Origin of the sequence: Streptomyces sp. S465, from assembly GCF_026898115.1 — a bacterium.
GTDB lineage: Bacteria > Actinomycetota > Actinomycetes > Streptomycetales > Streptomycetaceae > Streptomyces > Streptomyces luomodiensis.
In genome coordinates this window covers 295,454-316,669 of sequence record NZ_CP114036.1, presented here as the reverse complement: position 1 = coordinate 316,669, position 21,216 = coordinate 295,454, and the positions used below count along the sequence as shown (strand labels likewise).

At 71.3% G+C, this 21,216-nt stretch carries 19 protein-coding genes; 13 read left to right on the top strand and 6 right to left on the bottom strand.

The genetic code is table 11. The features are described from left to right. Positions 1 to 93 precede the first annotated feature (93 nt). On the bottom strand, positions 94 to 1,656 hold the full coding sequence (locus N6H00_RS01505) for a pectate lyase family protein (RefSeq protein ID WP_268969665.1): 1,563 nt from the start codon (positions 1,654 to 1,656) through the stop codon (positions 94 to 96). A gap of 391 nt (positions 1,657 to 2,047) precedes the next feature. Continuing rightward, positions 2,048 to 3,124 carry an SDR family oxidoreductase gene (locus N6H00_RS01500; RefSeq protein ID WP_268969664.1) on the bottom strand — a complete coding sequence of 359 codons (1,077 nt, stop codon included), beginning with the start codon at positions 3,122 to 3,124 and terminating at the stop codon, positions 2,048 to 2,050. Positions 3,125 to 3,297: 173 nt separating this feature from the next. On the opposite strand from N6H00_RS01500, the gene N6H00_RS01495 reads away from it, so the two are divergent. From N6H00_RS01495 to N6H00_RS01480, 4 genes are all read left to right on the top strand, one after another. Beyond that, entirely contained in the window at positions 3,298 to 5,076 is a 1,779-nt protein-coding gene (locus tag N6H00_RS01495; RefSeq protein WP_268969662.1) for a glycoside hydrolase family 15 protein, read from the top strand. Between the two features lie 155 nt (positions 5,077 to 5,231). Beyond that, a complete protein-coding gene (locus N6H00_RS40400) occupies positions 5,232 to 5,522 on the top strand; it encodes a hypothetical protein (RefSeq protein ID WP_443072891.1) in 291 nt (96 codons plus the stop codon). 4 nt (positions 5,523 to 5,526) lie between these two features. Further along, on the top strand, positions 5,527 to 5,655 hold the full coding sequence (locus tag N6H00_RS01485; RefSeq protein ID WP_268969660.1) for a hypothetical protein: 129 nt from the start codon (positions 5,527 to 5,529) through the stop codon (positions 5,653 to 5,655). Between the two features lie 288 nt (positions 5,656 to 5,943). Next, positions 5,944 to 6,270 carry a hypothetical protein gene (locus N6H00_RS01480; protein WP_268969658.1) on the top strand — a complete coding sequence of 109 codons (327 nt, stop codon included), beginning with the start codon at positions 5,944 to 5,946 and terminating at the stop codon, positions 6,268 to 6,270. A 7-nt stretch (positions 6,271 to 6,277) separates the two neighbouring features. On the opposite strand, the gene N6H00_RS01475 is transcribed toward N6H00_RS01480, so the two are convergent. From N6H00_RS01475 to N6H00_RS01465, 3 genes are all read right to left on the bottom strand, one after another. Further along, positions 6,278 to 7,384: a DMT family transporter gene (locus N6H00_RS01475; RefSeq protein ID WP_268969657.1), complete on the bottom strand. Its 1,107-nt coding sequence runs from the start codon at positions 7,382 to 7,384 to the stop codon at positions 6,278 to 6,280. Next, positions 7,381 to 7,989: a TetR/AcrR family transcriptional regulator gene (locus N6H00_RS01470; protein ID WP_268969655.1), complete on the bottom strand. Its 609-nt coding sequence runs from the start codon at positions 7,987 to 7,989 to the stop codon at positions 7,381 to 7,383. Before N6H00_RS01470 ends, N6H00_RS01475 begins: the two co-directional genes overlap by 4 nt. Positions 7,990 to 8,143: 154 nt before the next feature. After that, entirely contained in the window at positions 8,144 to 9,139 is a 996-nt protein-coding gene (locus tag N6H00_RS01465) for an aldo/keto reductase (protein ID WP_268969654.1), read from the bottom strand. Between the two features lie 127 nt (positions 9,140 to 9,266). Between N6H00_RS01465 and N6H00_RS01460 the strand changes: the two genes are divergently transcribed. The 4 genes from N6H00_RS01460 to N6H00_RS01445 all read left to right on the top strand — a co-directional run bounded on the left by N6H00_RS01460 (position 9,267) and on the right by N6H00_RS01445 (position 13,214). Beyond that, positions 9,267 to 10,127 carry a helix-turn-helix transcriptional regulator gene (locus tag N6H00_RS01460; protein WP_268969653.1) on the top strand — a complete coding sequence of 287 codons (861 nt, stop codon included), beginning with the start codon at positions 9,267 to 9,269 and terminating at the stop codon, positions 10,125 to 10,127. Positions 10,128 to 10,267: 140 nt separating this feature from the next. Then, on the top strand, positions 10,268 to 10,954 hold the full coding sequence (locus N6H00_RS01455) for a helix-turn-helix transcriptional regulator (protein WP_268969652.1): 687 nt from the start codon (positions 10,268 to 10,270) through the stop codon (positions 10,952 to 10,954). Between the two features lie 10 nt (positions 10,955 to 10,964). Continuing rightward, on the top strand, positions 10,965 to 12,188 hold the full coding sequence (locus N6H00_RS01450; protein ID WP_268969651.1) for a DSD1 family PLP-dependent enzyme: 1,224 nt from the start codon (positions 10,965 to 10,967) through the stop codon (positions 12,186 to 12,188). 57 nt (positions 12,189 to 12,245) lie between these two features. After that, complete coding sequence (locus N6H00_RS01445; RefSeq protein WP_268969650.1) at positions 12,246 to 13,214, top strand: threo-3-hydroxy-L-aspartate ammonia-lyase; 969 nt, start codon at positions 12,246 to 12,248, stop codon at positions 13,212 to 13,214. 80 nt (positions 13,215 to 13,294) lie between these two features. Here N6H00_RS01445 and N6H00_RS01440 read toward each other — a convergent pair whose 3' ends face one another. Beyond that, entirely contained in the window at positions 13,295 to 14,908 is a 1,614-nt protein-coding gene (locus N6H00_RS01440) for a DUF4832 domain-containing protein (protein ID WP_268969649.1), read from the bottom strand. Positions 14,909 to 15,167: 259 nt separating this feature from the next. Here N6H00_RS01440 and N6H00_RS01435 point away from each other — a divergent pair, with 259 nt between their 5' ends. The 5 genes from N6H00_RS01435 to N6H00_RS01415 all read left to right on the top strand — a co-directional run bounded on the left by N6H00_RS01435 (position 15,168) and on the right by N6H00_RS01415 (position 21,212). Continuing rightward, positions 15,168 to 16,121, top strand: coding sequence for a carbohydrate ABC transporter permease (locus N6H00_RS01435; RefSeq protein ID WP_268969648.1), 954 nt, complete (start codon positions 15,168 to 15,170; stop codon positions 16,119 to 16,121). Positions 16,122 to 16,131: 10 nt separating this feature from the next. Beyond that, a complete protein-coding gene (locus tag N6H00_RS01430; RefSeq protein ID WP_268969647.1) occupies positions 16,132 to 17,022 on the top strand; it encodes a carbohydrate ABC transporter permease in 891 nt (296 codons plus the stop codon). A 33-nt stretch (positions 17,023 to 17,055) separates the two neighbouring features. Then, positions 17,056 to 18,411: an ABC transporter substrate-binding protein gene (locus N6H00_RS01425; RefSeq protein WP_268969646.1), complete on the top strand. Its 1,356-nt coding sequence runs from the start codon at positions 17,056 to 17,058 to the stop codon at positions 18,409 to 18,411. Positions 18,412 to 18,462: 51 nt separating this feature from the next. Continuing rightward, positions 18,463 to 19,962 carry a glycoside hydrolase family 36 protein gene (locus tag N6H00_RS01420; protein ID WP_268969645.1) on the top strand — a complete coding sequence of 500 codons (1,500 nt, stop codon included), beginning with the start codon at positions 18,463 to 18,465 and terminating at the stop codon, positions 19,960 to 19,962. Positions 19,963 to 20,054: 92 nt separating this feature from the next. Further along, positions 20,055 to 21,212: an ROK family transcriptional regulator gene (locus tag N6H00_RS01415; RefSeq protein ID WP_268969644.1), complete on the top strand. Its 1,158-nt coding sequence runs from the start codon at positions 20,055 to 20,057 to the stop codon at positions 21,210 to 21,212. Positions 21,213 to 21,216: the final 4 nt, after the last annotated feature.

The following is a 21,216-nucleotide window of genomic DNA, read 5'->3' as shown; positions in this document are numbered from 1 at the left end:
GAGCTTGGCCGCCCGGCGAGCCGCCAACCAGGACGTGCGCTGCCTGGGTGTGCGGCACCCAGGCAGCGCACGTCCGCAGTGGAGGTATCGCCGCTATCCGGCGTAGGTCTCGTACTCGGCGATCTGCGGTGTGCCGGAGGAGCCGGTGATCTCAAAGGTGATCTTGCGCAGCGAGGTCTGGGGGAAGGTGATGACGCCCGCTTTGCTGCCGGAGGTCAGGACGGCGCCGGTGTCGGCGTTGACGACTCGCCAGGACCCGATGCGGCCGGCGGAGGCCGATGTCTCCACAATGTTGATCTTGGACACGGTGGTGGCGGAGCCCCACTTGATCGAGATGGACCCGGTCGAGGCGGCCGGCGACCAATACGTGCTCACATCACCGTCGCGTACATTGCCATAGCTCGTACCGCTGGCCTTGCTGGAGCCGTCGGCGCCGGCTCCGATGCTGAGGTTGGTCCCGCCGGGCTCGGTCGGTCCGGGTGTGGGATCGGTGGGTTCGGGTGTGGGATCGGTGGGTTCGGGTGTGGGCTCGGTCGGGTCGGGGCTCTGCGGTGTGCAGTTGCCGTCCGACACCCGCAGCCCCGTGTTGGCCCCTGCCGTCCGGCTCACGATGTCCGGTACGCAGTCGGCCCGGTCCAGGGTGTAGGAGTAGGGGATGCTGACCGTGGTGTTGGACTTCGGGTCGGGACCGGCCGGGTTGTTCTCGTCACCGGGGCTGGACCAGGCCACATTGTCGAAGATGTTGCCGCTGACCTGCCAGTAGCCGGCCGCGTCGGTGTAGAAGGTGCCCAGGACGTCCTTGGAGTCCTCGAAGTAGTTGTTGTCCACCTTGGCCTTGGCGCCGGCGCGGGAGTTGATGCCGGACTCGTTGAGGCTCACGTAGTGGTTGTTGTAGACGTGGGCCGTGCCGCCGCGCAGCAGGGGCGTACGGGAGTCGATGTTCTCGTACCGATTGTGGTGGAAGGTGACGAAGCCGTTGGAGAGGTCGCTCTCGCTGGACCCGATGAGGCCGCCACGGCCGGAGTTGCGCAGGATGCTGTAGGACAGGGTCACGTACTGGGTGTTGTTCTTCATGTCGATCAGGCCGTCGTATCCCTCGTCCTCCCCGCCCGACGCCTCCAGCGTGACGTGGTCGACCCAGACGTTGCGGACGTCGCTCTCCATGCCGATCGCGTCGCCGCCGTTGGACGTGGGCGAACCGGACTTCTTCACGTTCCGTACCGTCACGTTCTGGATGATGATGTTGCTGGATTCGCGGACGTGGATGCCCAGTTGGTCGAAGACGGCCCCGTTGCCGACCCCGACGAGCGTGACATTGCTGATCTGCTTGAGCTCGATCACCCCGGCGGCCGTGTCGCAACTGTCGCCCGACACCTTCTCGGTGTTGCCGTGATTGATGGTCCCCTGGACCTCGATGGTGATCGGGGTGCTGCTGCTGGCCCGGTTGCACAGGGCCGCGTGGATCTCGGTTCCCGTGGTGGCCCGGACCGTCTGGCCGCCCGCCCCGCCGGTGGTCCCCCCGTTCTGGGTCGCATAGCCGGTGGCGCTGCCCGTCGCCGCGGACGCCGCGGGCATCGACAGGAACGCGGCGGCCGCGCCCGTAAGGGCCGCCACGAACAGCGCTGCGTAGAGCCGCAGCGCGACTAATCGTCTCATTCTGGTCTCCATCGGTCTGTGAAGGCGAGCTTGCTGGGCCGGGGCGTTGACCCCCGCTGTCCTTGGCCTTGCGAGGGCATGCGATGACTTGCGATGGCTTGCGAGGAAAACGCTTTCACCCCTCGTGTTGCCGGACCGCTTCTCGCTTCGGCGGCGCGACGGCACCCTGGGAAAGCGCCGCATCCGCCAGGCATTGCACCCTGGTCGACTGCGGCTCGTGCGCGAACGCCGCAGAGACCGCGGACGTCGCCTCCACCGGTGCGGCTCTGCGGCCGGAAAGCGCTTTCTGCCTGTGAGGGTAGAGCGACGCCTGAGCAACTGGCAAGGTGTCGGCAAGCAGTGAAGCCGACCGGACCCGGTCCAGGGCGAAGCCGGGGAAACGCGCCCGCGGTCAACCGGTCGTGCGGCGGACGGTCCGGGCTGCCCCGTGAGCCGGCGGCGAAGCGTGTCGGTTGCTACGGAGGACCAGGGCGCAGACGAGGGCTCCGGCGGCCGCCCCGGCGGCGGTCAGCAGCCCGTGGTGCTGGGAGGCCCACAGCTGGGCACTGCGGTTCGTCGCCTGGTCGTCGAAGACTCCGTGCGTCCCGTAGTCGCGGCCGTCGATGTCATCGGCGGGGTCCCAGAGATTCGTCGGCTGGTGCGGGCCGCGTGGCTGGGACATCTGCTGGGACGAGTAGCCGGTGCGGGCGAGGTAGCGGTCGAGCAGCCCGGGGGCGAACGTGTGCCCGATCAGGGTCGCGGCGGTGGAGCCGCCCACCCAGTACTGGCGTCGGCGGGGATGGTCGGCGGCGTACACGATCCCCCGCGCGGCGACTTCCGGCTGGTAGATCGGCGGCATCGGCTGAGGGTGCCGGGGCAGACGGGAGAGGACCCAGCTGAACTGGGGGGTGTTGACGCCGGGCAGATGCACCATGGTGACCCGTACCCGGCTGCGATCGTGCAGGAGTTCGCAGCGCAGGGATTCGTGGAAGCCCTGGATGGCGTGCTTGGCCGCGCAGTAGGCGGACTGGAGCGGAACGCCGCGGTGCGCGAGGGCGGAGCCGACCTGCACGATGGTGCCGTGGTCCCGGGGCGCCATGCGGCGCAGAGCCGCCTGCGTGCCATGGACGAATCCCAGATACGTGACGCGCATGACCCTCTCGAGCTCTTCCGCCCCGACCTCCTGGACGGGCGCGAAAACCGTGCTGAAGGCGGCGTTCACCCAGATGTCGATCGGCCCCAGTTCCCGCTCCACCCGGGTGGCCGCCGCTTCGACGGCCTCGGGATCGGAGACGTCGACGCCGATCGGCAGGGGGTGGCCACCGGCCGTCCGCACCTCCTCCGCGGCGGCCTCCAGGCCGCGCGCGCCGCGCGCCAGCAGGGCGACGGCCGCACCCCGGGCGGCGAAGGCGTGAGCCGTCGCGCGGCCGATGCCGGCGCTGGCACCGGTCACGACGACGATCTGGGGCCTGTGCTGCTTGTTGCCCATCGTGATCTCCCGCGGAACCGTCGGACCACGGACGGCCCTGCGGATCCTTGGACCGGGCAGGACACACCCACGCGGTCGGTCGGCGTGCCCGACGCGTATTCCTCCCACCGTTTTCCGTGGCCCGGCCGGGTACCCGGGGGTCTCACCGCGAAACTCCCGCGGAGAGGAGGAGGATGAACGACACGCCTCCGGGTCCGCGGCGCGGCCCGACGCCATCGACCGCGCGCGCGTCGTCGCCGTGGACCCTCCGCGAGTACGCCTTCCTCGGCGACGGTGAACGCGGCGCCCTGGTGGGGCCACGTGGCGAGATGGCGTGGCTGTGCGCACCCCGCTGGCACAGCGACGCGGTGTTCTCCACCCTGATCGGCGGGCCGGGGGAGTACCTCCTCGGCCCCGAGGACCACTGGAACGTCTGGGGCGGCTTCTACGAGGAAGGCACCCTCATCCACGTCGGCCGCTGGGTCACCGGTGACGGTGTGATCGAATGCCGGGAGGCGCTGGCTGTGCCCGCCGCCCCGGACCGGCTGGTTCTCCTGCGCCGGATCCGGGCCGTGCGTGGCGACGCACACGTGAGGCTGCGGCTCGACGTACGCCCCGGCTTTGGCGCTCACACCATGACCGGCATGCGGCAGGAGCGCGGAATCTGGTCGGCCCACGGCGGCGGACTGCACCTGCGCCTGGTCGGAGCGGCCGACGCCACCCCCGGCCGGCCGGGGGTGCTGGAGGCCCGTCCGGTGGTGACCGCCGGCCACACGCATGACCTGGTCCTGGAGATCGGCACCGGGGCGGGGACGGAGGAGCTGGATCCAAAGCGCCTGTGGGAGGCGACCGAACGCCACTGGGCCGGTGCCGTACCGGACTGCTCGGAGCTGGCCGCGCCGCGCGACGCCCGGCACGCCTACGCCATCCTCCGCGGACTGACCAGCAGCTCCGGCGCCATGGTGGCCGCCGCCACCACCTCGCTCCCGGAGCGCGCCGAGAGCGGACGCAACTACGACTACCGGTTCGCCTGGATCCGCGACCAGTGCTACGCCGGTCTGGCGGTGGCCGCGCACGGCCCGCACCCCCTCCTGGACGCGGGCGTCGGCTTCGTGACCGAGCGTCTGCTGGCCGACGGCGGCGACCTGCGCCCCGCCTACACCGTCGACGGGGACACGGTGGCCGAGGAGCGCTCCCTGCCGCTGCCCGGCTACCCGGGCGGCACCGACCGGGTGGGCAACCGCGCCGGCCGGCAGTTCCAGCTGGACTCCTTCGGCGAGATCCTCCAGCTGTACGCGGCCGCCGCCCGGCTCGACCGGCTCGAGGGGGACGCGCGCCGCGCCCTCGACGTGGCCGCGGCCGCCGTCGAGCGCGACTGGACGCGCCCGGACGCGGGCTTGTGGGAGCTGGAGAACCACTGGTGGACCCACTCACGGCTGTGTGCGGTGGCCGGTCTGCGGGCCGCGGCGCGGGAGGTGCGGGACCGGGCCGCCGCCCGCCACTGGGACGGCCTCGCCGAGGCGATCCTGCGCGAAACCCGCCGCCGCTGCCTGAGCCCTCGGGGCCACTGGTGCCGTGCCGAGGACGACGCAGGACCGGAAGCCGCCCTGCTGCTGCCGCTGGCCCGTGGCTGTCTCCCCCCGGACGACCCCAGTGGGCCGCGCACCCGCCGGTTCATCGAGGCACGACTGTCCCAGGACGGCTACCTCTACCGCTTCGGCCACGGCGACCAGCGCCTGGGCGAGGCCGAAGGCGCCTTCCTGCTGTGCGGCTTCATGATGGCGCTCGCCGCCCACCACCAGCGAGACACCCTCAGCGCCTTCCGCTGGTTCGAGCGCACCCGGGCCGCCTGCGGCCCGCCGGGTCTGTTCGCCGAGGAGTACGACGTCCGCCAGCGCCAGCTGCGAGGCAACCTGCCCCAGGCGTTCGTCCACGCGCAACTCCTCGAGGCGGCGGTACGCCTCATGCGGTGACCCGGCCGGTGGCCCACCGGCCGGTGAACGGACCGTCCCGCGCCGCCTCCGATGGGTGGACCACGCGTTTCGTCGTCGGCGGTCCTCGGGGACCTCTGTGGCGCGACCGGCCTGGCGACCGTCCTGGCAGGCGGCAACCGGGAGGTGGAGGTGTGGTGTCGGCGTCACACAAGCGGGTCCGGGGGAGGGACACGGTGGCGCGCGGCGAACGGGTGGCGGTGGCGCTCGACGCGCGGTTGCCGCTGATGGAGCTCGGCAAGGGGGGACTGCGCAAGGCGTTTCCCGACCACTGGTCCTTCCTGCTCGGCGAGCTCGCCCTCTACAGCTTTCTGGTGCTCGTGCTGACCGGTGTCTATCTCACCTTCTTCTTCGAGCCGGGCGTGGATGAGCTGCCCTACACCGGCCGCTACCAACAGCTCCAGCCGGGGCCGTTCGGCACGCTCTGACGGCGTGCCGGCGACACCTGCCCGGCGGTGCACCACGGAGAACACCAGCGCACCCAGCACCACCAGGAAGACGAAGGCGGCGATCGCCACCTCCAGCGCGAACACCGGTCAGGCCGACCGGACGGCGAGCTGACACACCGCCCCTGCCGGGGTGCACGGAGCCGCCCCGGTGGAGACGGGCGCGGTCGACAACGCCCCGTCAGCAGCTCCGGCTTCGGTCCGTTGCTCCGGCGCGTCCCACACTCGCGTCATACGCCGCACCGTCCCAGCAGGTCAGCCGGTGGGACGTCGCATGAAGCCCCCATTCCGGCACGGCCCCTGGCAACGGACGGTGACCGGGCCGCAACCTCGATACACAGCCGGAAGGGCGACGCGGGCCACCCCGCGCCGCCCCCACCATCCGAAGGGAAGGCAACGATTCATGCTGACCACGAAGCGCAACGCCATCATCGGCTCGGCCGCGATCGTCCTGGCGGGCGTCCTGGGCGGCGCGGCTTCCGCGCAGGCCGCCCCCGCACCCGTCGCCGCCGCCGGCGGTACGGCACCCGCGTGCATCGACCGGAGCGATGTCACCAACAACCCCGACGGAGGCATCGCGGGCTACGTGTACAACAACTGCGGCAAGACGATGCGCGTCAAGGTCGTCGTCCACTCCTGGCGGGACACCTCCTGCCAGTCCATCCCGAACAAGCAGAGCCGGTACTTCCACACCGTTGGCGGACGTTACGACCGCACCGCGGTCTGCTGACGTCCCGTCAAGCGGTGAACCGGTCGCGGGCACGGGGCGGGCGCGGAGCATCGGCTCCGGCGATGTCCCCGTGCACCGCGGCGGACCCGGACGGCATGGCGTCCGGGACCGGAGCGCGGCTGGGCCGAGCCGCGCTGTCGTCTCGGGCGCCGGTGTCCGGACGCGGGGTGGTCGCCCGGGGCCGCGGAGCGGCGGCGCGGGTCGGCGCGGTGAGGACGGCGAGGCAGCCGACGACCAGGGCGATGCCCACCCACCCCAGCGGGGGCAGGCGTTCGCCGACGACCAGGACGGCCAGGACGGCCGCGACGGCGGGTTCCAGCAGGGAGAGTGTGGTCGCGGTGCTCGCCGGGACATGCGCCAGACCCCAGCCGAACAGCACGTAGCCGAGGAACATCGGCACCAGCGCCATATAGGCGCCGACGGCCGTGTTGGTCCAGGAGCTGAGGAGCGGGGCGCCGGTGGCCAGCAGTACGGGCAGGAGCAGCAGACCGCCCAGCCCGAAGACGGCACCCATGGCCGCGCCTGAGGTGATGCCGCGGCTGATCAGGCGGTGGGCCGCCCAGGAGTACAGGGCGTAGGTGCAGCCGGCCACCAGGCCCAGCGCCACCCCGAGCACGGTGGACCCCACCGACTCGTCCCCGGGGCCGGAGTGCCCCTTGGCCGCTTCGGCCGCGCACAGCAGCACCGTCCCGGACAGGCCCAGCGTGGCGCCGGTCATCCAGCGGCGCGTGAGGCGGCGTCCGTCGACCGCGCGCTCGATCACGGCCGAGGCGAGCGGAGCCGAACCGATCGACACCACGGTCCCGGCGGCGACCCCCGCCAGACGCATGGAGCTGTAGAACGCCGGCGGGTAGGCCCCCACCGCCAGCGCGCCGAGCAGCACCACCCCTCGCCGCGCGCGCAGGCCCGGCGCTTGTCCCGCCATCCGCGGGGCGGCGATCAGGGCCTGGAGCAGACCGCCCAGGCCCATGGCGACGGCCCCGATCGCGAGGGGCCCCACCGCCGGGGCGAACGTCGCGGCCGTACCCGTGGTGCCCCACAGCACCGACGCCACGAGCACACACAACGACCCCACGCCCACCGAGCCGGCCGCGTCCGAGGGGGACCGCGTCACAGCCGGTCCAGCAGGTTCGCCGCCATCGTCCGCGCATGCTCCAGGCGCGTGCCCGCGCCCTCCAGTCCGGCGCGTGCCATCGCGCCCTCCAGCAGGAACGCCAGATGCTCCGCCACCGCGCGAGCCTCCTCGGGCCGTTCGGGCAGCAGTCGCTCCAGGTGCCCGGCGAGCAGGGACTCGACTTCCTCCTTGTGCCGGCGCACGACGGCCCGCCCCTCGTCCCCGGCGGGCAGCTCGGCGGCCGCGTTCAGCAGGCCACACCCCCGGAAACCGTGCTCATAGGCGAAGGCCGCGTGATCGGCGTACGCGTCGAAGACGGCCAGGACGCCGTCGCGGCCGTCCCGGACGCCTTCCAGGCGCCGCCGGTACAGGCCCATCCACTCCTCGTGCCGCGCTTCGAGGTAGGCCCGCACCAGGTCGGCCTTGGAGGAGAAGTTGTTGTACAGGCTCATCTTCGCCACGCCTGCCTCGGCGGTGATCGTGTCGATCCCTGTCGCCGCCACGCCGTGCGCGTAGAAGCGACGCGACGCGGCGGCGAGCAGCCGCTCGCGCGCGGTCCCCCGTCGCCTGCTGGGCCGCGCCGCCGTGGCGCCGGTATCGCTCATCACGTTCCTCCCAGGTATTGGGTAGGTCAGTCTACCTAATAGCGGAGGAGGTGCCGCGGTGACCGCGACCGCCGAGGCCCGGCCCACCTCGGCGCCAGGGTGCCGGCTTCCCCGGCGGAACCCGCGCCGGAGCGGGCCCCGCCGGGGGCCGGACTCAGTTGCCCACGCCGAGGTCGGCCATGAAGGCGGACGGGTACCGGTCGCCGCGTGCCGCGCCCGGCGGCACCGCCTTCTCGATCTCGGCCAGGTCGTCCGCGCTGAGGTGCAGCTCGATGGCGGGCAGCGCCTCGGCCAGCCGCTCGCGGGTGCGAGCGCCGACCAGCGGCACGATGTCCTCGCCCTGCGCGGCCACCCAGGCGATGGCCAGCTGGGCGACGGTGCACCCCTTCGCCTCGGCGATCCGGCGCAGAGCCGCCACGAGGGTCAGGTTGTGTTCCACGTTCCCGCTCGTGAACCGCGGGTTCATGCCGCGGAAGTCGCCCGGACCGGCGGTGTGGCCGGCGGTCCAGTGCCCGGAGATCAGGCCGCGGCTGAGGACGCCGTACGCGGTCATGCCGATGCCGAGCTCCCGCAGCGTGGGCAGAACGTCCGCCTCCACCGCGCGGGACACCAGCGAGTACTCGATCTGCAGGTCGGCGACCGGGTGCACGGCGTGCGCCCGGCGGATCGTGGCCGCATCGACCTCCGAGAGGCCGAGGTGCCGCACGTACCCCGCGTCGATCATCTCCTTGATCGCGCCCACCGTCTCCTCGATCGGCACCGCCGGGTCCAGCCGGGCGGGACGGTAGATGTCGATGTGGTCGGTGCCCAGCCGGGTCAGCGAGTGGGCCAGGAAGTTCTTCACCGCCTCGGGACGGCAGTCGCGCCCGCCGAAGCCCGCTCCCGGGCTCATCAGCTCGCCGAACTTCACACTCAGCTGATAGCTGTCCCGGTCCCGGCCGCGCAGCGCCTCGGCGAGCAGCAGCTCGTTGTGGCCCGTGGCGTAGAAGTCACCGGTGTCGATCAGCGTGACGCCGGACTCCAGCGCGGCGTGCACGGTGGCGATGCTCTCCGCGCGGTCGGTCGCGCCGTAGGCGCCCGACATGCCCATCGCGCCCAGACCCAGCGCGGAGACGGCCGGGCCGGTGCTGCCCAGGGTTCGTGCCTGCATCGTGCTCTCCTTCGTCGTCGATGTGTCACCCACCTTGGGTTCGCGCCGCGACGTACGGAAGCGGAGCGTGCATCCTGGGAGCGCCGCTCCCTGGATCGGCGCGTCCGCCGCGAGGGATCATGAGGTCATGCAACGTGACCAGCTCGCCGACTTCCTGCGCCGCCGCCGCGAGGCGATCCGCCCGGCCGAGGTCGGCATCGCCGACGGTCCCCGCCGCCGCACCACCGGTCTGCGCCGGGAAGAGGTGGCGATGCTCGCCGGTGTGTCGGTGGACTATGTCGTACGCCTGGAGCAAGGCCGCAGCAGCCAGCCCTCGCCCCAGTTGCTCGGTGCGCTGGCCCGAGCTCTGCGCCTCTCCGACGACGAGCGCGACCATCTGTTCCACCTGGCCGGCCACCGGCCCCCGCCCGCCGACACGGTGGCCCGGCTGGCCCGCGCCGGTCTGGTGCGCATGCTCGATCTGCTCGGCGACACCCCGGCCCTGGTGCTGTCCGACCTGAGCGAGGTCCTCGCCCAGAACCGGGCGGCCGTCCTGCTGTCGGGCGACCACACCGGCCTCTCCGGCGACCGGCGCTACCTCGTGCACCGCTGGTTCACCGACCCCGCCACCCGCGCCGTCTACCCGCCCGAGGAACACGAGTACCACGCCCGCCGGCTCGTGGCCGACCTGCGGGCGGCCGCCGGCCGCCGGTCCGGCGACCCCACCGTGACCGGGCTCGTCGACCGGTTGCGGGCCGCGAGTGCCGACTTCCGCCGGCTCTGGGCCGAGCACGAGGTGGCGGTCCGGCGCGCCGACCGCAAGGCCATGCTGCACCCGAGGGTGGGCCGCCTGCTGATGGACTGCGAGACCCTCGTCACCCCCGACCAGGGGCAGCTGCTGCTCGTGCTCACCCCGGCGGACGCCGAGACCCGCGAACGGCTGGAGCTGCTGCGGGTGCTCGGCATCGAGGAATTCCCCACCGGCCGGACCGGCCCGCCCGTGCGGTGAGGTCGTGTGCGTTCGACACCGGGCGTTGGACGGAGAATTCAGATCTGGACTATTGAGCCAGAGCGGATTACTTTTGCCGGTGAAAGGTGACGCCGGGGCGGCCCGCCTGGGCGTATGCCTCGACACCACGAAGAGGATCCATGGACCACACCGCGGAAACCACGGAGCGGGACCGGCCCACCGGCCAGGCTCCGCGGGTCCCGGCCGACGCGGATGACCACCTCATCCGCGAGGCGGAGAAGATCGCTGTCGCCCTGGGGCGGATGTTCCCCGGCCTGTGCGAGGTGGTCCTGCACGACCTGCGCGATCCGCGGCACGCGATCCGCGCCATCGAGAACAACCTGTCCGGCCGTCAGGTCGGGGACTCCGCGACCGAGCTGGGCCTGGCCCGTATCGCGGACCCCGAGTACCCGAGCGTGATCCAGAACTACCCCAACCGGTTCCCGGACGGCCGTCCCGCGAAGAGCACCTCCATCGGCATCAAGAACGCCGCGGGCGAGTACATCGCGGCGTTGTGCCTGAACCTCGACGTCTCCGTGCTGTCACCGGTCACGCTCGCGTTGTCGAACCTGGTCGCCACGGACACCGACCACCGCGAACAGCCTCTGGAGACGCTCCGGGACCGCAACGCGCGCGAGCTGCGCCGGACGGTGGAGGCTCTGGCCGCCGAGCGGGCCGGCACCCCGAGGTCGCTCAGCCGGGCGGACAAGAAGGCACTCGTGCGGCAACTGCACCATGACGGCTACTTCGACTCGCGCGACGCCGCTCGGACCATCGCCGACCTCCTCGGTGTCTCCCGCGCGACCGTCTACAACTACACCAAGTGAAGGACTCTTCATGACCGCCGGTGACCTGCCTGGGCCTGGCCCTTCTGAAGAGAATGGACAGCCCTCTGTGAACACCGCCACTGCCTCCGCCCGGACCCTGGCCGGCCCCGGCACCCCGTTCGCCGTCCTCGACGTGCACAAGGCGCTGCGCAACATCGAGCGCCTGGGGACCAGGGCCGCCCGGCTCGGCGTCACCTTGCGTCCGCACGTCAAGACGGCCAAGAGCCTCGACGTCGCGGCGCTCCTGCACGACGGCACCCCCTGTCCCGTCACCGTGTCCACGCTGGCCGAGGCCGAAGCGTTCGCCGACGGCGGCTACCCCGACATCACCTACGCCGTCGGCATCGACCCGCACAAGCTGCCCCGTGTGATCGCCCTGCTGCGCCGCGGCGTGCGCCTGCGGATTCTGCTGGACAGCGCCGAGCAGGCCACGTTCGTCGCCGAGACCTCCCGGCAGGCCGGGCTCCCCATCCCGGCCCAGATCGAGATCGACTGCGACGGCCACCGCGGCGGCCTGAAGCCCGACGCGCCCGGTCTCCTGGAGATCGGCCGCATCCTGCACAGCGCGGACTGCCTGGACGGTGTGCTCACCCACGCGGGCGAGTCCTACTTCGCCTACGGCACCGAGGAGCAGGGGCTGGCGGCGAAGAACGAGCGTGACACCGCGGTCGTCGCGGCCGAACGGCTGCGCGCGGCCGGTCTGCCCGTGCCCACCGTCAGCGTCGGCTCCACCCCCACCGCCCACGCGGCCGAGGACCTCACCGGAGTCACCGAACTGCGTGCGGGCAACTACGTCTTCTTCGACCTGGTGATGGCCGGCCTCGGCGTCTGCCGCGTCGAGGACCTCGCCCTGTCCGTCGTCGTCACCGTCATCGGCCACCGGCCCGAGTACGGGTGGATCGTCACCGACGGCGGCTGGATGGCCATGTCCCGCGATCGCGGTACCGCCGTCCAGGCACAGGACCAGGGCTACGGCCTGGTCACCGACCTGGCCGGCCACCTGATCCCGGACCTGGTCATGACGGCCGCGAGCCAGGAACACGGCACTCTCACCACCCGTGACGGAGCCGCCCCGCCCGAGCTGCCCATCGGCACCCGCCTGCGCATCCTGCCCAACCACGCCTGCGCCACCGCGGCCCAGCACCGGGGCTATCACGTCATCGACAGCGCCGCGGACGACACCGCCCCCACGCCCGCGATCAAGGCTTTCTGGCCGCGCGTCACCGGCTGGTGACCTGCCGCCCCAAGCACCCCGAAAGAGCCCCGACCGCCATCCCCGCAAGGACCCGCCATGGCCGCCGCATTGCCCGTTTCCTTCGACGACGTCCGCCAGGCCGCCGCGCGTCTCGAAGGGATCGCCCATCGCACCCCCGTCCTCACCTCCCGCACCCTGAACGCCATGGTCGGCGCGGAGGTGTTCATCAAGTGCGAGAACTTCCAGCGCGTCGGGGCCTTCAAGTTCCGCGGCGCCTACAACGCCGCCGCCCAGCTGTCCGCCGAGCAACTGGCCCGGGGCATCGCCGCCTACTCCTCCGGCAACCACGCCCAGGCCACCGCCCTGGCCGCCCGTGAACTGGGCACCTCCGCGGTCATCCTCATGCCCGAGGACGCCCCCCGCTCCAAGAGGGAAGCCACCGCCGGCTACGGCGCGGAGATCGTCACCTACGACCGCTACACCGAGGAGCGCACCAGTCTCGGCGAGGCCCTCGCCGCGGATCGCGGCCTGGCCCTCATCCCGCCCTACGACCACCCCCACGTCATCGCCGGACAAGGCACCGCCGCCCTGGAACTCGTCGAGGAGACCGGCCCGCTGGACGCCCTCGTCGCGCCTGTCGGGGGCGGCGGCCTCATCGCCGGCTGTGCCGTCACCGCCAAGGCACTCCACCCCGCGACCACGGTCATCGGCGTCGAGCCCGAAGCGGGCGACGACACCAAGCGCTCCCTGGAAAGCGGCGAACGCGTCACCATCCCCGTGCCCCGTACCATCGCCGACGGTCAGGCCCTGCCCACACCCGGCGAGCTCACCTTCGCCATCAACCAGCGCCTGGTCGACGCCGTCACCCTCGTCAGCGACGAGGACATCACCACCGCCATGCGGTTCGCCTTCGAACGACTGAAGATCGTCCTCGAACCCAGCGGAGCCACCCCCCTGGCCGCCCTCATGGCCGGGCGCCTCGAAGGCGCGCCGCGCAGGATCGGCATCATCGCCTCCGGCGGCAACATCGACACCCAGCGGTTCACCGCACTCATCACCGGCTGACCCAAGGCGGCCCGCTGCCGCCTGGGTGTCCGGGCCGGGGCGGACCCGGCCCGGACACCCGAGGTCACGCCGTCGCCGGGTCAGCCGACGGTCATGGCGCCGAGGCCGAGCCAGCCGTCCGCGTTCTGCGTGGCGTTGGCGAAGCGCAGCTTCTTGGCGTTGGAACGGGTGTCCTCCAGGGGGTTCTTGGCCTTCATGACGAGCTGGTAGTCGCCGGTGGAGACGCCGGAGAGGTCGACGGTGGCGTCGAAGTACTGGGGGTAGCCGTAGTCGAGGTAGGTGGGCTCGGAGCCCACGCCCCAGTCGGGGAAGGCCCGGATCTTCTTGGGCATCACCTTGCGCAGGTCCCAGGTGGTGTCCCAGGTCTTGACGACCTTGCCGGTGGAGTCCTTCAGCCCGAGGCTGACCGTCCAGGGGTAGTAGAACGGGGCGACGCCGTTGTTGCTGATCCGCACGCCGACCTTGGTGCTGCCCTGTGCGGTGTCGTGGAAGTAGGCGTCGTCGACGGTGAGGTCGTAGCCCATGAGCCGGACCGCGGCCGCCACGCCCGCGTCGTCGGCGGAGTAGGTGGCGCTGCCCTCATTGATCTTCCAGGTGGTGTGCTCCAGTTCCAGGCACGCCTTCATGTCGTCCACGTCGCCGGAGCCGCCGGGCCAGTTGGCGAAGGCCCTGCCCTGGATCTCGGGACGGACCTCGCCGCCCATGGAGGCGGTGATCCAGCGGTTCTCCACGCCGTGTTCGAGGGCCTTCTGCAGTTGGGAGTACGAGGCCCCGCCCATTGACGCCGGCAGGGTGACACCGGCCAGGGGGCTGCCCTCGCGGAAGCAGAAGGAGTCGTCGTGGTAGCCGATGGCCGGGAGGCTGTCGGCGGCGCCGCCGGCCAGGTCCGCGTACCTGGCCTCCACCTTGGTGTGGGTGAAGGCGCTGTTGTAGGCCCGCATGATCTCGGCGGCGTGGGCGTCGGTGGGCATGTAGTTGGGGTATGAGTCGCTCGAGGTGTCCGTGTCGTAGGGCCAGGTGTGCCACTCGCCCCACAGCCCGATCAGCCCCATGTGGATGAAGCCGATGCGCGGGTCACCGTCGTAGCGGGCGCCGAACGCGGCGATGAAGTCCTTGAGCGCGTCCAGCAGGTAGGCGTTGTCGTAGTCGGGGCTGATGGTGTTCCAGTGCGCGTTGGTGCGGTTGTCGACGTGTCCGTCGAAGCACGGGGGGATGGCGTTGGTGGGGTGGCTGCCGCTGCTGTAGGGATACTCGATGTAGAAGCGGATGGCGGCCTGGTTGCCGTAGGAGGCGGTCTCCTCCAGCGCGCTGTCCAGCACGCTCCAGTCGTAGTGTCCGCAGTCCGACGCGTCGGTCATGACCTCGGACAGGCCGAAGTAGCTCCAGGTCAGGGAGTGCGGGTAGCCCGTGTTCTGATCGGCTCCGGGCTGGTAGAAGCGGGCGAAGCCCTTGAGCGGGTTGTCCAGCGGCGCGTCGGCGCGGGTGAGGGTGTGCGCCGGCAGTGCGGGGTCCGGATCCGGGCCGGGTGCCGGGCGCTCGGGTGCGCCCTGGGCCGAACCGGCCGCGGCGCCGGCGGTGTCGGCGCCCTGGGTGGCCTGGGCGGTGTTCGGTAACACGGCCAGGGCGAGGACCACGGCTGTGGAACAGAGCGCGGCCAGCAGTCCTCTGCCGCGCCGGTGCGCGAAGGTGCGCATGGTGTCAACCTCCGAAGACGGGTGGGGGTGCCGTCCAGCGGCGCCGGGACCGCCCACCGGCCCTCCGTCAACGGCCTTTTGGCGCGTGTGAGTTCGGGCCCGATGCGGGCGTCCGGCTCCTTGTCTCCGCTGTCCGCGCGGAGCGGAAGCCCCGCTTTTTATGCGACAGCATTGACAAAGTTTCGCTGTTGCTCATCAATATGTGTCCACGGTGCCCCACTGACAAGAGGTGCGGCGCAAATCCCTTCGGAGGGGAACCATGGGCGCGGACACCGCCGTTGCGCCACCGCATGAGAGCGCAGGCTCACCCCGGGGCAAAGCCCCAGCTCCGGGCAGGCCGCGCCGGCGCCGCGACGACCGGAGGGCCGCCTGGCTGTTCCTGGCGCCCGCGCTGGTGGGGTTCGCGCTCTTCTACGCGTATCCGACCGTGCGCGGCGTCTACTACTCGCTCACCGACTACAACCTGCTCTCCACGCCCGGCTTCGTCGGCGCGGACAACTACCGTCAGCTGATCGGCGACGAGCAGTTCTGGAACGCGCTGAAGGTCACCGGCTACTACGTGGTGCTCAACATCGGGTCGCAGACCGTACTGGCTCTGCTGCTGGCGACGCTCATGCACCGGCTGACCCGGTCGGTGGCGCTGCGCGCGATGCTGCTGGTGCCCTGGCTGGTGCCCAACGTCACCGTCGGCCTGGTGTGGATGTGGCTGCTGGACGCCAACCTCGGCCTCGTCAACCATGTGCTGAACGCCCTCGGCCTGGGCACCACCGGCTTCTTCACCTCGCCCGACTGGGCGATGCCGACCGTGGCCGCGGTCAACACCTGGGCGTACACCGGCTATACGGCGCTGCTGCTGTACGCCGGGATGCTCCAGGTCCCGCAGTACCTGTACGAGAGCGCCGCCCTGGACGGCGCCGGCGAGTGGCGGATGTTCACCCGGATCACCCTGCCGCTGCTGCGGCCGGTTCTCGCCCTGGTGCTGGTGGTGTCGCTGATCGGCTCGTTCCAGATCTTCGACACGATCGCGGTGACCACCAAGGGCGGACCGGTCAGCGCCACCCGGGTCATCTACTTCTACATCTACGAACAGGCCTTCAACTACTTCCACATGGGCTATGCCTCCGCCGTGGCCGTGGTGCTCGCGGTGATCCTCGGCGTACTGACCGCCGTGCAGATACGCCTGTTGCGCGCTTCCCGCTCGGACCTGGCCTGAGGAGCAGACCATGACCCGCATCCGTACGAAGGTCTCGCCCGGCCGGATCGCCGCATGGACGGTGCTCGTCATCGCGCTGTTCGTGACCGTCTTCCCGTTCTACTGGATGGTCCGCACCGCCCTGACCCCGGCGGCCGACCTCTACACCGACTCCACCGGGCTCGTCCCGGACCACCCCACGATGATCAACTTCCTGCGGGTGCTCGGGCTGACCAGCCAGGAGGAGGCACAGGCCGCCGGCGGCTCCGGCGCGCACGTGGACTTCCTGCGCTATCTGCTCAACTCCGTCGTCTACAGCGGGCTGATCGCCGCCCTGCAGACGCTGTTCTGCGCGATGGCCGGCTACGCCTTCGCCCGGTTGCGCTTCCCCGGCCGGGACGCGGTCTTCGGGGTGCTGATCGCCGCGCTCATGGTGCCGCCGATCTTCACTGTGCTGCCCAACTTCGTCCTGGTGAAGAACCTCGGCTGGCTGAACACCTTCACCGGCATGGTGGCACCGAGCGTGCTCATGACGCCGTTCGCGGTCTTCTTCCTGCGCCAGTTCTTCCTGTCGATTCCGCGTGATGTGGAGGAGGCGGCGGTCCTGGACGGCGTGGGGGCCTGGGGCATCTTCTGGCGGGTGGTGATGCCCATGAGCCGCGGCCCGCTCATCACCATCGGACTCACCACCACGGTGTGGGCCTGGAAGGACTACCTGTGGCCGCTGCTGACCGGCCGCGAGGAGCAGACCCGGGTGCTCACCGTCGCACTCGGCATCTTCCAGCAGCAGTCGCCCAACACCCAGCCCGACTGGACCGGCCTGATGGCGGGATCCGCCCTGTCGGTCCTGCCCGTCCTGGTGCTGCTGATCGTGCTGGGCCGGCGACTGGTCGAGTCCCTCAACTTCACCGGCATGAAGTAACCACCCCCGGTACGAGCCAGAGAGGCCCCCGCGATGAGCCCCCGACACCTGCGCGCCGGCGCGGCCGCCCTGCTGTGCCTGGCCGCCACCGCCACCCTTGTCTCCTGCGGCAGCTCCGACGACGACACGGCCGGAGGCAGGACCACCATCGACTACTGGCTGTGGGACGACTTGCAGCTGCCCGGCTACCAGGACTGTGCGACCGCCTTCCACCAGGCCAATCCCGACATCACCGTGAAGATCACCCAGACCGCGTGGACCCAGTACTGGCAGAACCTCACCGTCGAGCTGGTTTCCGGCGACGCCCCCGACGTCTGGACCAACCAGAGCACCTACTATCCGCAGTACGCCGCCGGCGGCCAGCTGCTGGACCTTCAGCCCCTGGTGGAGCGCGACAAGGTGGACCTGTCCGCCTACCAGCCCGGCCTCACCGGGGTATGGGTCAAGGACGGCAAGCGCTACGGCCTGCCGAAGGACTGGGACACCATGGCGCTCGTCTACAACACCACCATGTTCGAGAAGCAGGGAGTCGACGCCGCCCAGCTGAACGACCTGACCTGGAACCCCTCCGACGGCGGCACCCTGGAGAAGGTGATCGCCAAGGCCACCGTCGACACCAAGGGCCGCAACGGCCTCGATCCGGGCTTCGACAAGAACCATGTGAAGACCTACGGGTTCCTGGCCGAGTGGGCCGACGGCTCCCAGGGCCAGAACGGCTGGGGCGATTTCGCCGCCTCGAACGGCTTCACCTTCCTCGACAAGAACCCGTGGGGCACGCACTACCAGTACGACGACCCGAAACTCGCCGAGACCATCACCTGGTTCAAGCACCTGATCGACAAGGGCTATGCGCCCCCCTTGGACAAGAAATCGACCCTCGCCAACTCCGAGCTGCTCATGGCCGGCAAGGGCGCCATGATGGTCACGGGCTCCTGGACCATCTCCACCTTCACCAAACCCAAGGTGAAGCAGAAGTTCGCCTTCGCACCGCTGCCCACCGGCCCGGCCGGCCGCAAGAGCGCCCTCAACGGCTCGTCGGACGCCATCTGGGCCGGGACCAAGCACAAGGAACAGGCATGGAAGTGGGTCAAATTCCTCGCCTCGCCCGAATGCCAGAACCTCGTCGCCAAGCGGGGCATCGTCTTCCCCGCGCTGAAGAGCGCCACCCAAAAGGCGCTGGCCGTGCACCGGGCCAAGGGTGAGGACGTGCACGTCTTCACCGACGCCGCCGCGGCGAAGGACGGCACCTTCCTGCTGCCCGTCACCGAGAACGGCACCGAGATCAGTCCCATCGTCCAGGACGCCATCCAGTCGGCGATCCTCGGCCAGGCATCGCCGGAAGCCGCCCTGAAGTCGGCCAACGACAAGGCGAACGGCCTCCTCAAGTAGCGGCCGGAACCCGCGGAACCGTAACTCGCACCCCCAGACGCAAGGAGACCCATGGCCCAGCTCCTGGACCTCGGCGAGCGCACGTTCGCCGTCGAGCTCGAAGGCGACGCCCCGCCGCGGTCCGCCGACGGCGGTCTGCTGCTGCCGCCCGGCCGGACGGCCGTACTGCACGGTCTCGGCGACGCCCTCTTCTACCGCCACGGACACAACTCATGGAGCCCGTGCGGCTGGCGCCGGCTCTCCGAGGCCCCCCTGCGTATCGAGAGCGCCGAACGCCGCCTCACCGCCGACGACACCGTATGGGACGACCCGGCCCGCCACCACTCGTCCGCCGTCGCCGCCCTCCAGGGGACCGACGGACGGGTGCTGCTGCTCGGCGCGCTCGGCCTGGACGTACCGCGCCTGACCGCCGACCAGGACACACTCGTCGGGTGGTACGAGCGCGGCGGAGCGCCGTGGTTCCTCGCCTACGGCGGCGAGGAGGAGGTCTTCGCCGCCTACGCCCGGCACCTCGGTGAGCGTCTGGGGCACAGCCGCAAGCGGGCGGGCAACGTGTGGTGCAGCTGGTACGCGTACTACGAGAACATCACCGAGGAACAGCTCACCAAGGACATCACCGCCCTGCGCGGCCTGCCCTTCGACGTCGTGCAGGTCGACGACGGCTGGGAGCGGGCCGTGGGGGACTGGGAGGCCAACGCCAAGTTCCCGGCCGGCATGCGGGCGCTGGCCGGCCGGATCACGGACGCGGGGCTGCGGCCCGGACTGTGGATCGCCCCGTTCATCGTCCACCCCCGGTCCGACACCGCCCGCCGGCGGCCGGAGTTGCTGCTGCGCGACGGCCGCGGCGAGCCGGTGGTGGCCGGCCACAACTGGGGCACCGGCTACTGGGCGCTGGACCTCACCCTGCCCGCGGCGCAGGAGCATCTGCGGGAGATGATCCACCGGGTCAGCCGGGAATGGGGGTTCACCTATCTCAAGCTGGACTTCCTCCAGGGCGCCGCGGTGCCCGGCGTACGGTCGGCGGACGTCGGCCGCGAGGAGGCGTACCGGACCGGACTGCGGATCATCCGGGAGGCGGCGGGACCGGACGCGTATCTGCTCGCCAGCGGGGCGCCGTTGCTGCCCTCCCTCGGCCTGGCCGACGGGATGCGCAGCGGTCCGGACGTCGCCCCGCTGTGGGAGCACTACGCCACCCAGGACCCCTCCGACGCCCTGGCCCGCAACGCGGTCGTCAACACCCTGCACCGGCTGTGGCAGTCGCCCCTGCTCGAGGTCGACCCGGACATCGTGTACTTCCGCAGCCGGCTCAACCTGCTGACCGAACAGCAGCAGAGCTGGCTGCGCGACCTCGCCGACATCTGCGGCTTCCGGGCGGTGTCCGACCCGCCCGGGTGGCTGCGCCCCGACGAACTGGAGGCGATGACGGCGTACCTGGCCACGCGGCCCGAGGTGCGCAGGCTCGGCCGCTACCGGTTCACACTCGACGGACGGGAGGTCGACTTCACACCGGCGGTCAGTCCCGAGACGGAACAGCGGTATCCGATCGCCTGACCCCGTTCGCGGACGCGGCCACCGCCGGGAATTAGTAAACTGCTCAGCGATATTCTGCGGCGGGCCCCGCACCCCCTCCGAGGAGCACCAGCATGGCGACCACCGGAACAGACATGTCCCGGATGCGTGAGATGAACCAGCTGTCCATCGTATGGGCGCTGCGCGGCAATCCGCCCTCCACGGTCACCGAACTCGCCCGGCGGGCCGGCCTGTCCCGTCCCGCCGTGGACGTCCTGGTGCAGGCGCTGGTGGCCGACGGGTGGGCCGAGGTCGAGGAGCCGGGGGCCAGCAGTGTGGTGGGGCGCCCGGCCCGCCGGTTCCGGTTCCGGGCCACCGCCGGCCATGTGCTCGGCATCGACATCGGCGTGCACAAGATCCTCGTCATGCTGAGCGACCTGGAGGGCAACCTCATCCGGACCGTGCGCCGCCCGGCCGACCCCGAGGCCGGGCCCGAGGCCCGGCTGGCGGCCGTCGACCGGGTCATCGACGAGGTCCTGCGGGACGCGGGCATGGCACCGGCCGACATCTGGGCCGTGACGGTCGGGGTGACCGGCCCGGTCGACGCCACCGGCCGCACCACCTTGTCCACACCGCTGCCCGGCTGGCACACCACCGACCCGTCAGCCCACCTCGGGGCCCGTTTCCCCTGCCCGATCCAGGTGGAGAACGACTGCAAGCTCGCCGCCGTGGCCGAACGCTGGAACGGAGTGGCACAGGACGCCGACGACATCGTCTTCCTCCTCGCCGGCCTGCGCACCGGTGCCGGACTCATCCTCGACGGCACCCTGCGCCGCGGCCACGGCGGTGCCGCGGGGGAGATCGGCGCCCTCAAGGCCGTGCGGTGGCTGACCGCGCCCGGACACCTCGAGTCCTGCCCCGGCATACCGGCCACGGCCGCGCCGGGCGAGGCGGCGGCATGGGTGTTCCAGGCGGCCCGGGACGGCGACCGGGACGCGAAGACGGCCATCCGGCGCTACACCCGCGACCTCGCGGTGGGCGTCGCCGCGCTGGTCCTCGCCCTGGACCCGCAAGTCGTCGTCTACGGCGGCGGGTTCTCCCGGTCCGCCGACGTGGTCCTGGACCCGCTGCGCCGCGAACTCGCCAAGCACTGTCTGCGGCTGCCGGAGCTGCGCGCCTCCACCCTCGGCGACGAGAGCGTGGCCCTGGGGGCGGTGCGCCTGGCGCTGGACGAGGTCGACAGCCGGCTGCTGAGGGACGGACTGGCGGCCCCGACCGCCCCGCGGCGGTAGGGAC

Bases quoted from the DNA above. Each gene is read 5' to 3' on its own strand.
- N6H00_RS01500 (WP_268969664.1), bottom strand. From the start codon at position 3,124: ATGGGCAACAAGCAGCACAGGCCCCAGATCGTCGTCGTGACCGGTGCC.
- N6H00_RS01480 (WP_268969658.1), top strand. From the start codon at position 5,944: ATGCTGACCACGAAGCGCAACGCCATCATCGGCTCGGCCGCGATCGTC.
- N6H00_RS01455 (WP_268969652.1), top strand. From the start codon at position 10,268: ATGGACCACACCGCGGAAACCACGGAGCGGGACCGGCCCACCGGCCAG.
- N6H00_RS01425 (WP_268969646.1), top strand. From the start codon at position 17,056: ATGAGCCCCCGACACCTGCGCGCCGGCGCGGCCGCCCTGCTGTGCCTG.
- N6H00_RS01430 (WP_268969647.1), top strand. From the start codon at position 16,132: ATGACCCGCATCCGTACGAAGGTCTCGCCCGGCCGGATCGCCGCATGG.
- N6H00_RS01450 (WP_268969651.1), top strand. From the start codon at position 10,965: ATGACCGCCGGTGACCTGCCTGGGCCTGGCCCTTCTGAAGAGAATGGA.
- N6H00_RS01445 (WP_268969650.1), top strand. From the start codon at position 12,246: ATGGCCGCCGCATTGCCCGTTTCCTTCGACGACGTCCGCCAGGCCGCC.
- N6H00_RS01465 (WP_268969654.1), bottom strand. From the start codon at position 9,139: ATGCAGGCACGAACCCTGGGCAGCACCGGCCCGGCCGTCTCCGCGCTG.
- N6H00_RS01415 (WP_268969644.1), top strand. From the start codon at position 20,055: ATGGCGACCACCGGAACAGACATGTCCCGGATGCGTGAGATGAACCAG.
- N6H00_RS01440 (WP_268969649.1), bottom strand. From the start codon at position 14,908: ATGCGCACCTTCGCGCACCGGCGCGGCAGAGGACTGCTGGCCGCGCTC.
- N6H00_RS01505 (WP_268969665.1), bottom strand. From the start codon at position 1,656: ATGAGACGATTAGTCGCGCTGCGGCTCTACGCAGCGCTGTTCGTGGCG.
- N6H00_RS01470 (WP_268969655.1), bottom strand. From the start codon at position 7,989: ATGAGCGATACCGGCGCCACGGCGGCGCGGCCCAGCAGGCGACGGGGG.
- N6H00_RS01435 (WP_268969648.1), top strand. From the start codon at position 15,168: ATGGGCGCGGACACCGCCGTTGCGCCACCGCATGAGAGCGCAGGCTCA.
- N6H00_RS01420 (WP_268969645.1), top strand. From the start codon at position 18,463: ATGGCCCAGCTCCTGGACCTCGGCGAGCGCACGTTCGCCGTCGAGCTC.
- N6H00_RS01495 (WP_268969662.1), top strand. From the start codon at position 3,298: ATGAACGACACGCCTCCGGGTCCGCGGCGCGGCCCGACGCCATCGACC.
- N6H00_RS01460 (WP_268969653.1), top strand. From the start codon at position 9,267: ATGCAACGTGACCAGCTCGCCGACTTCCTGCGCCGCCGCCGCGAGGCG.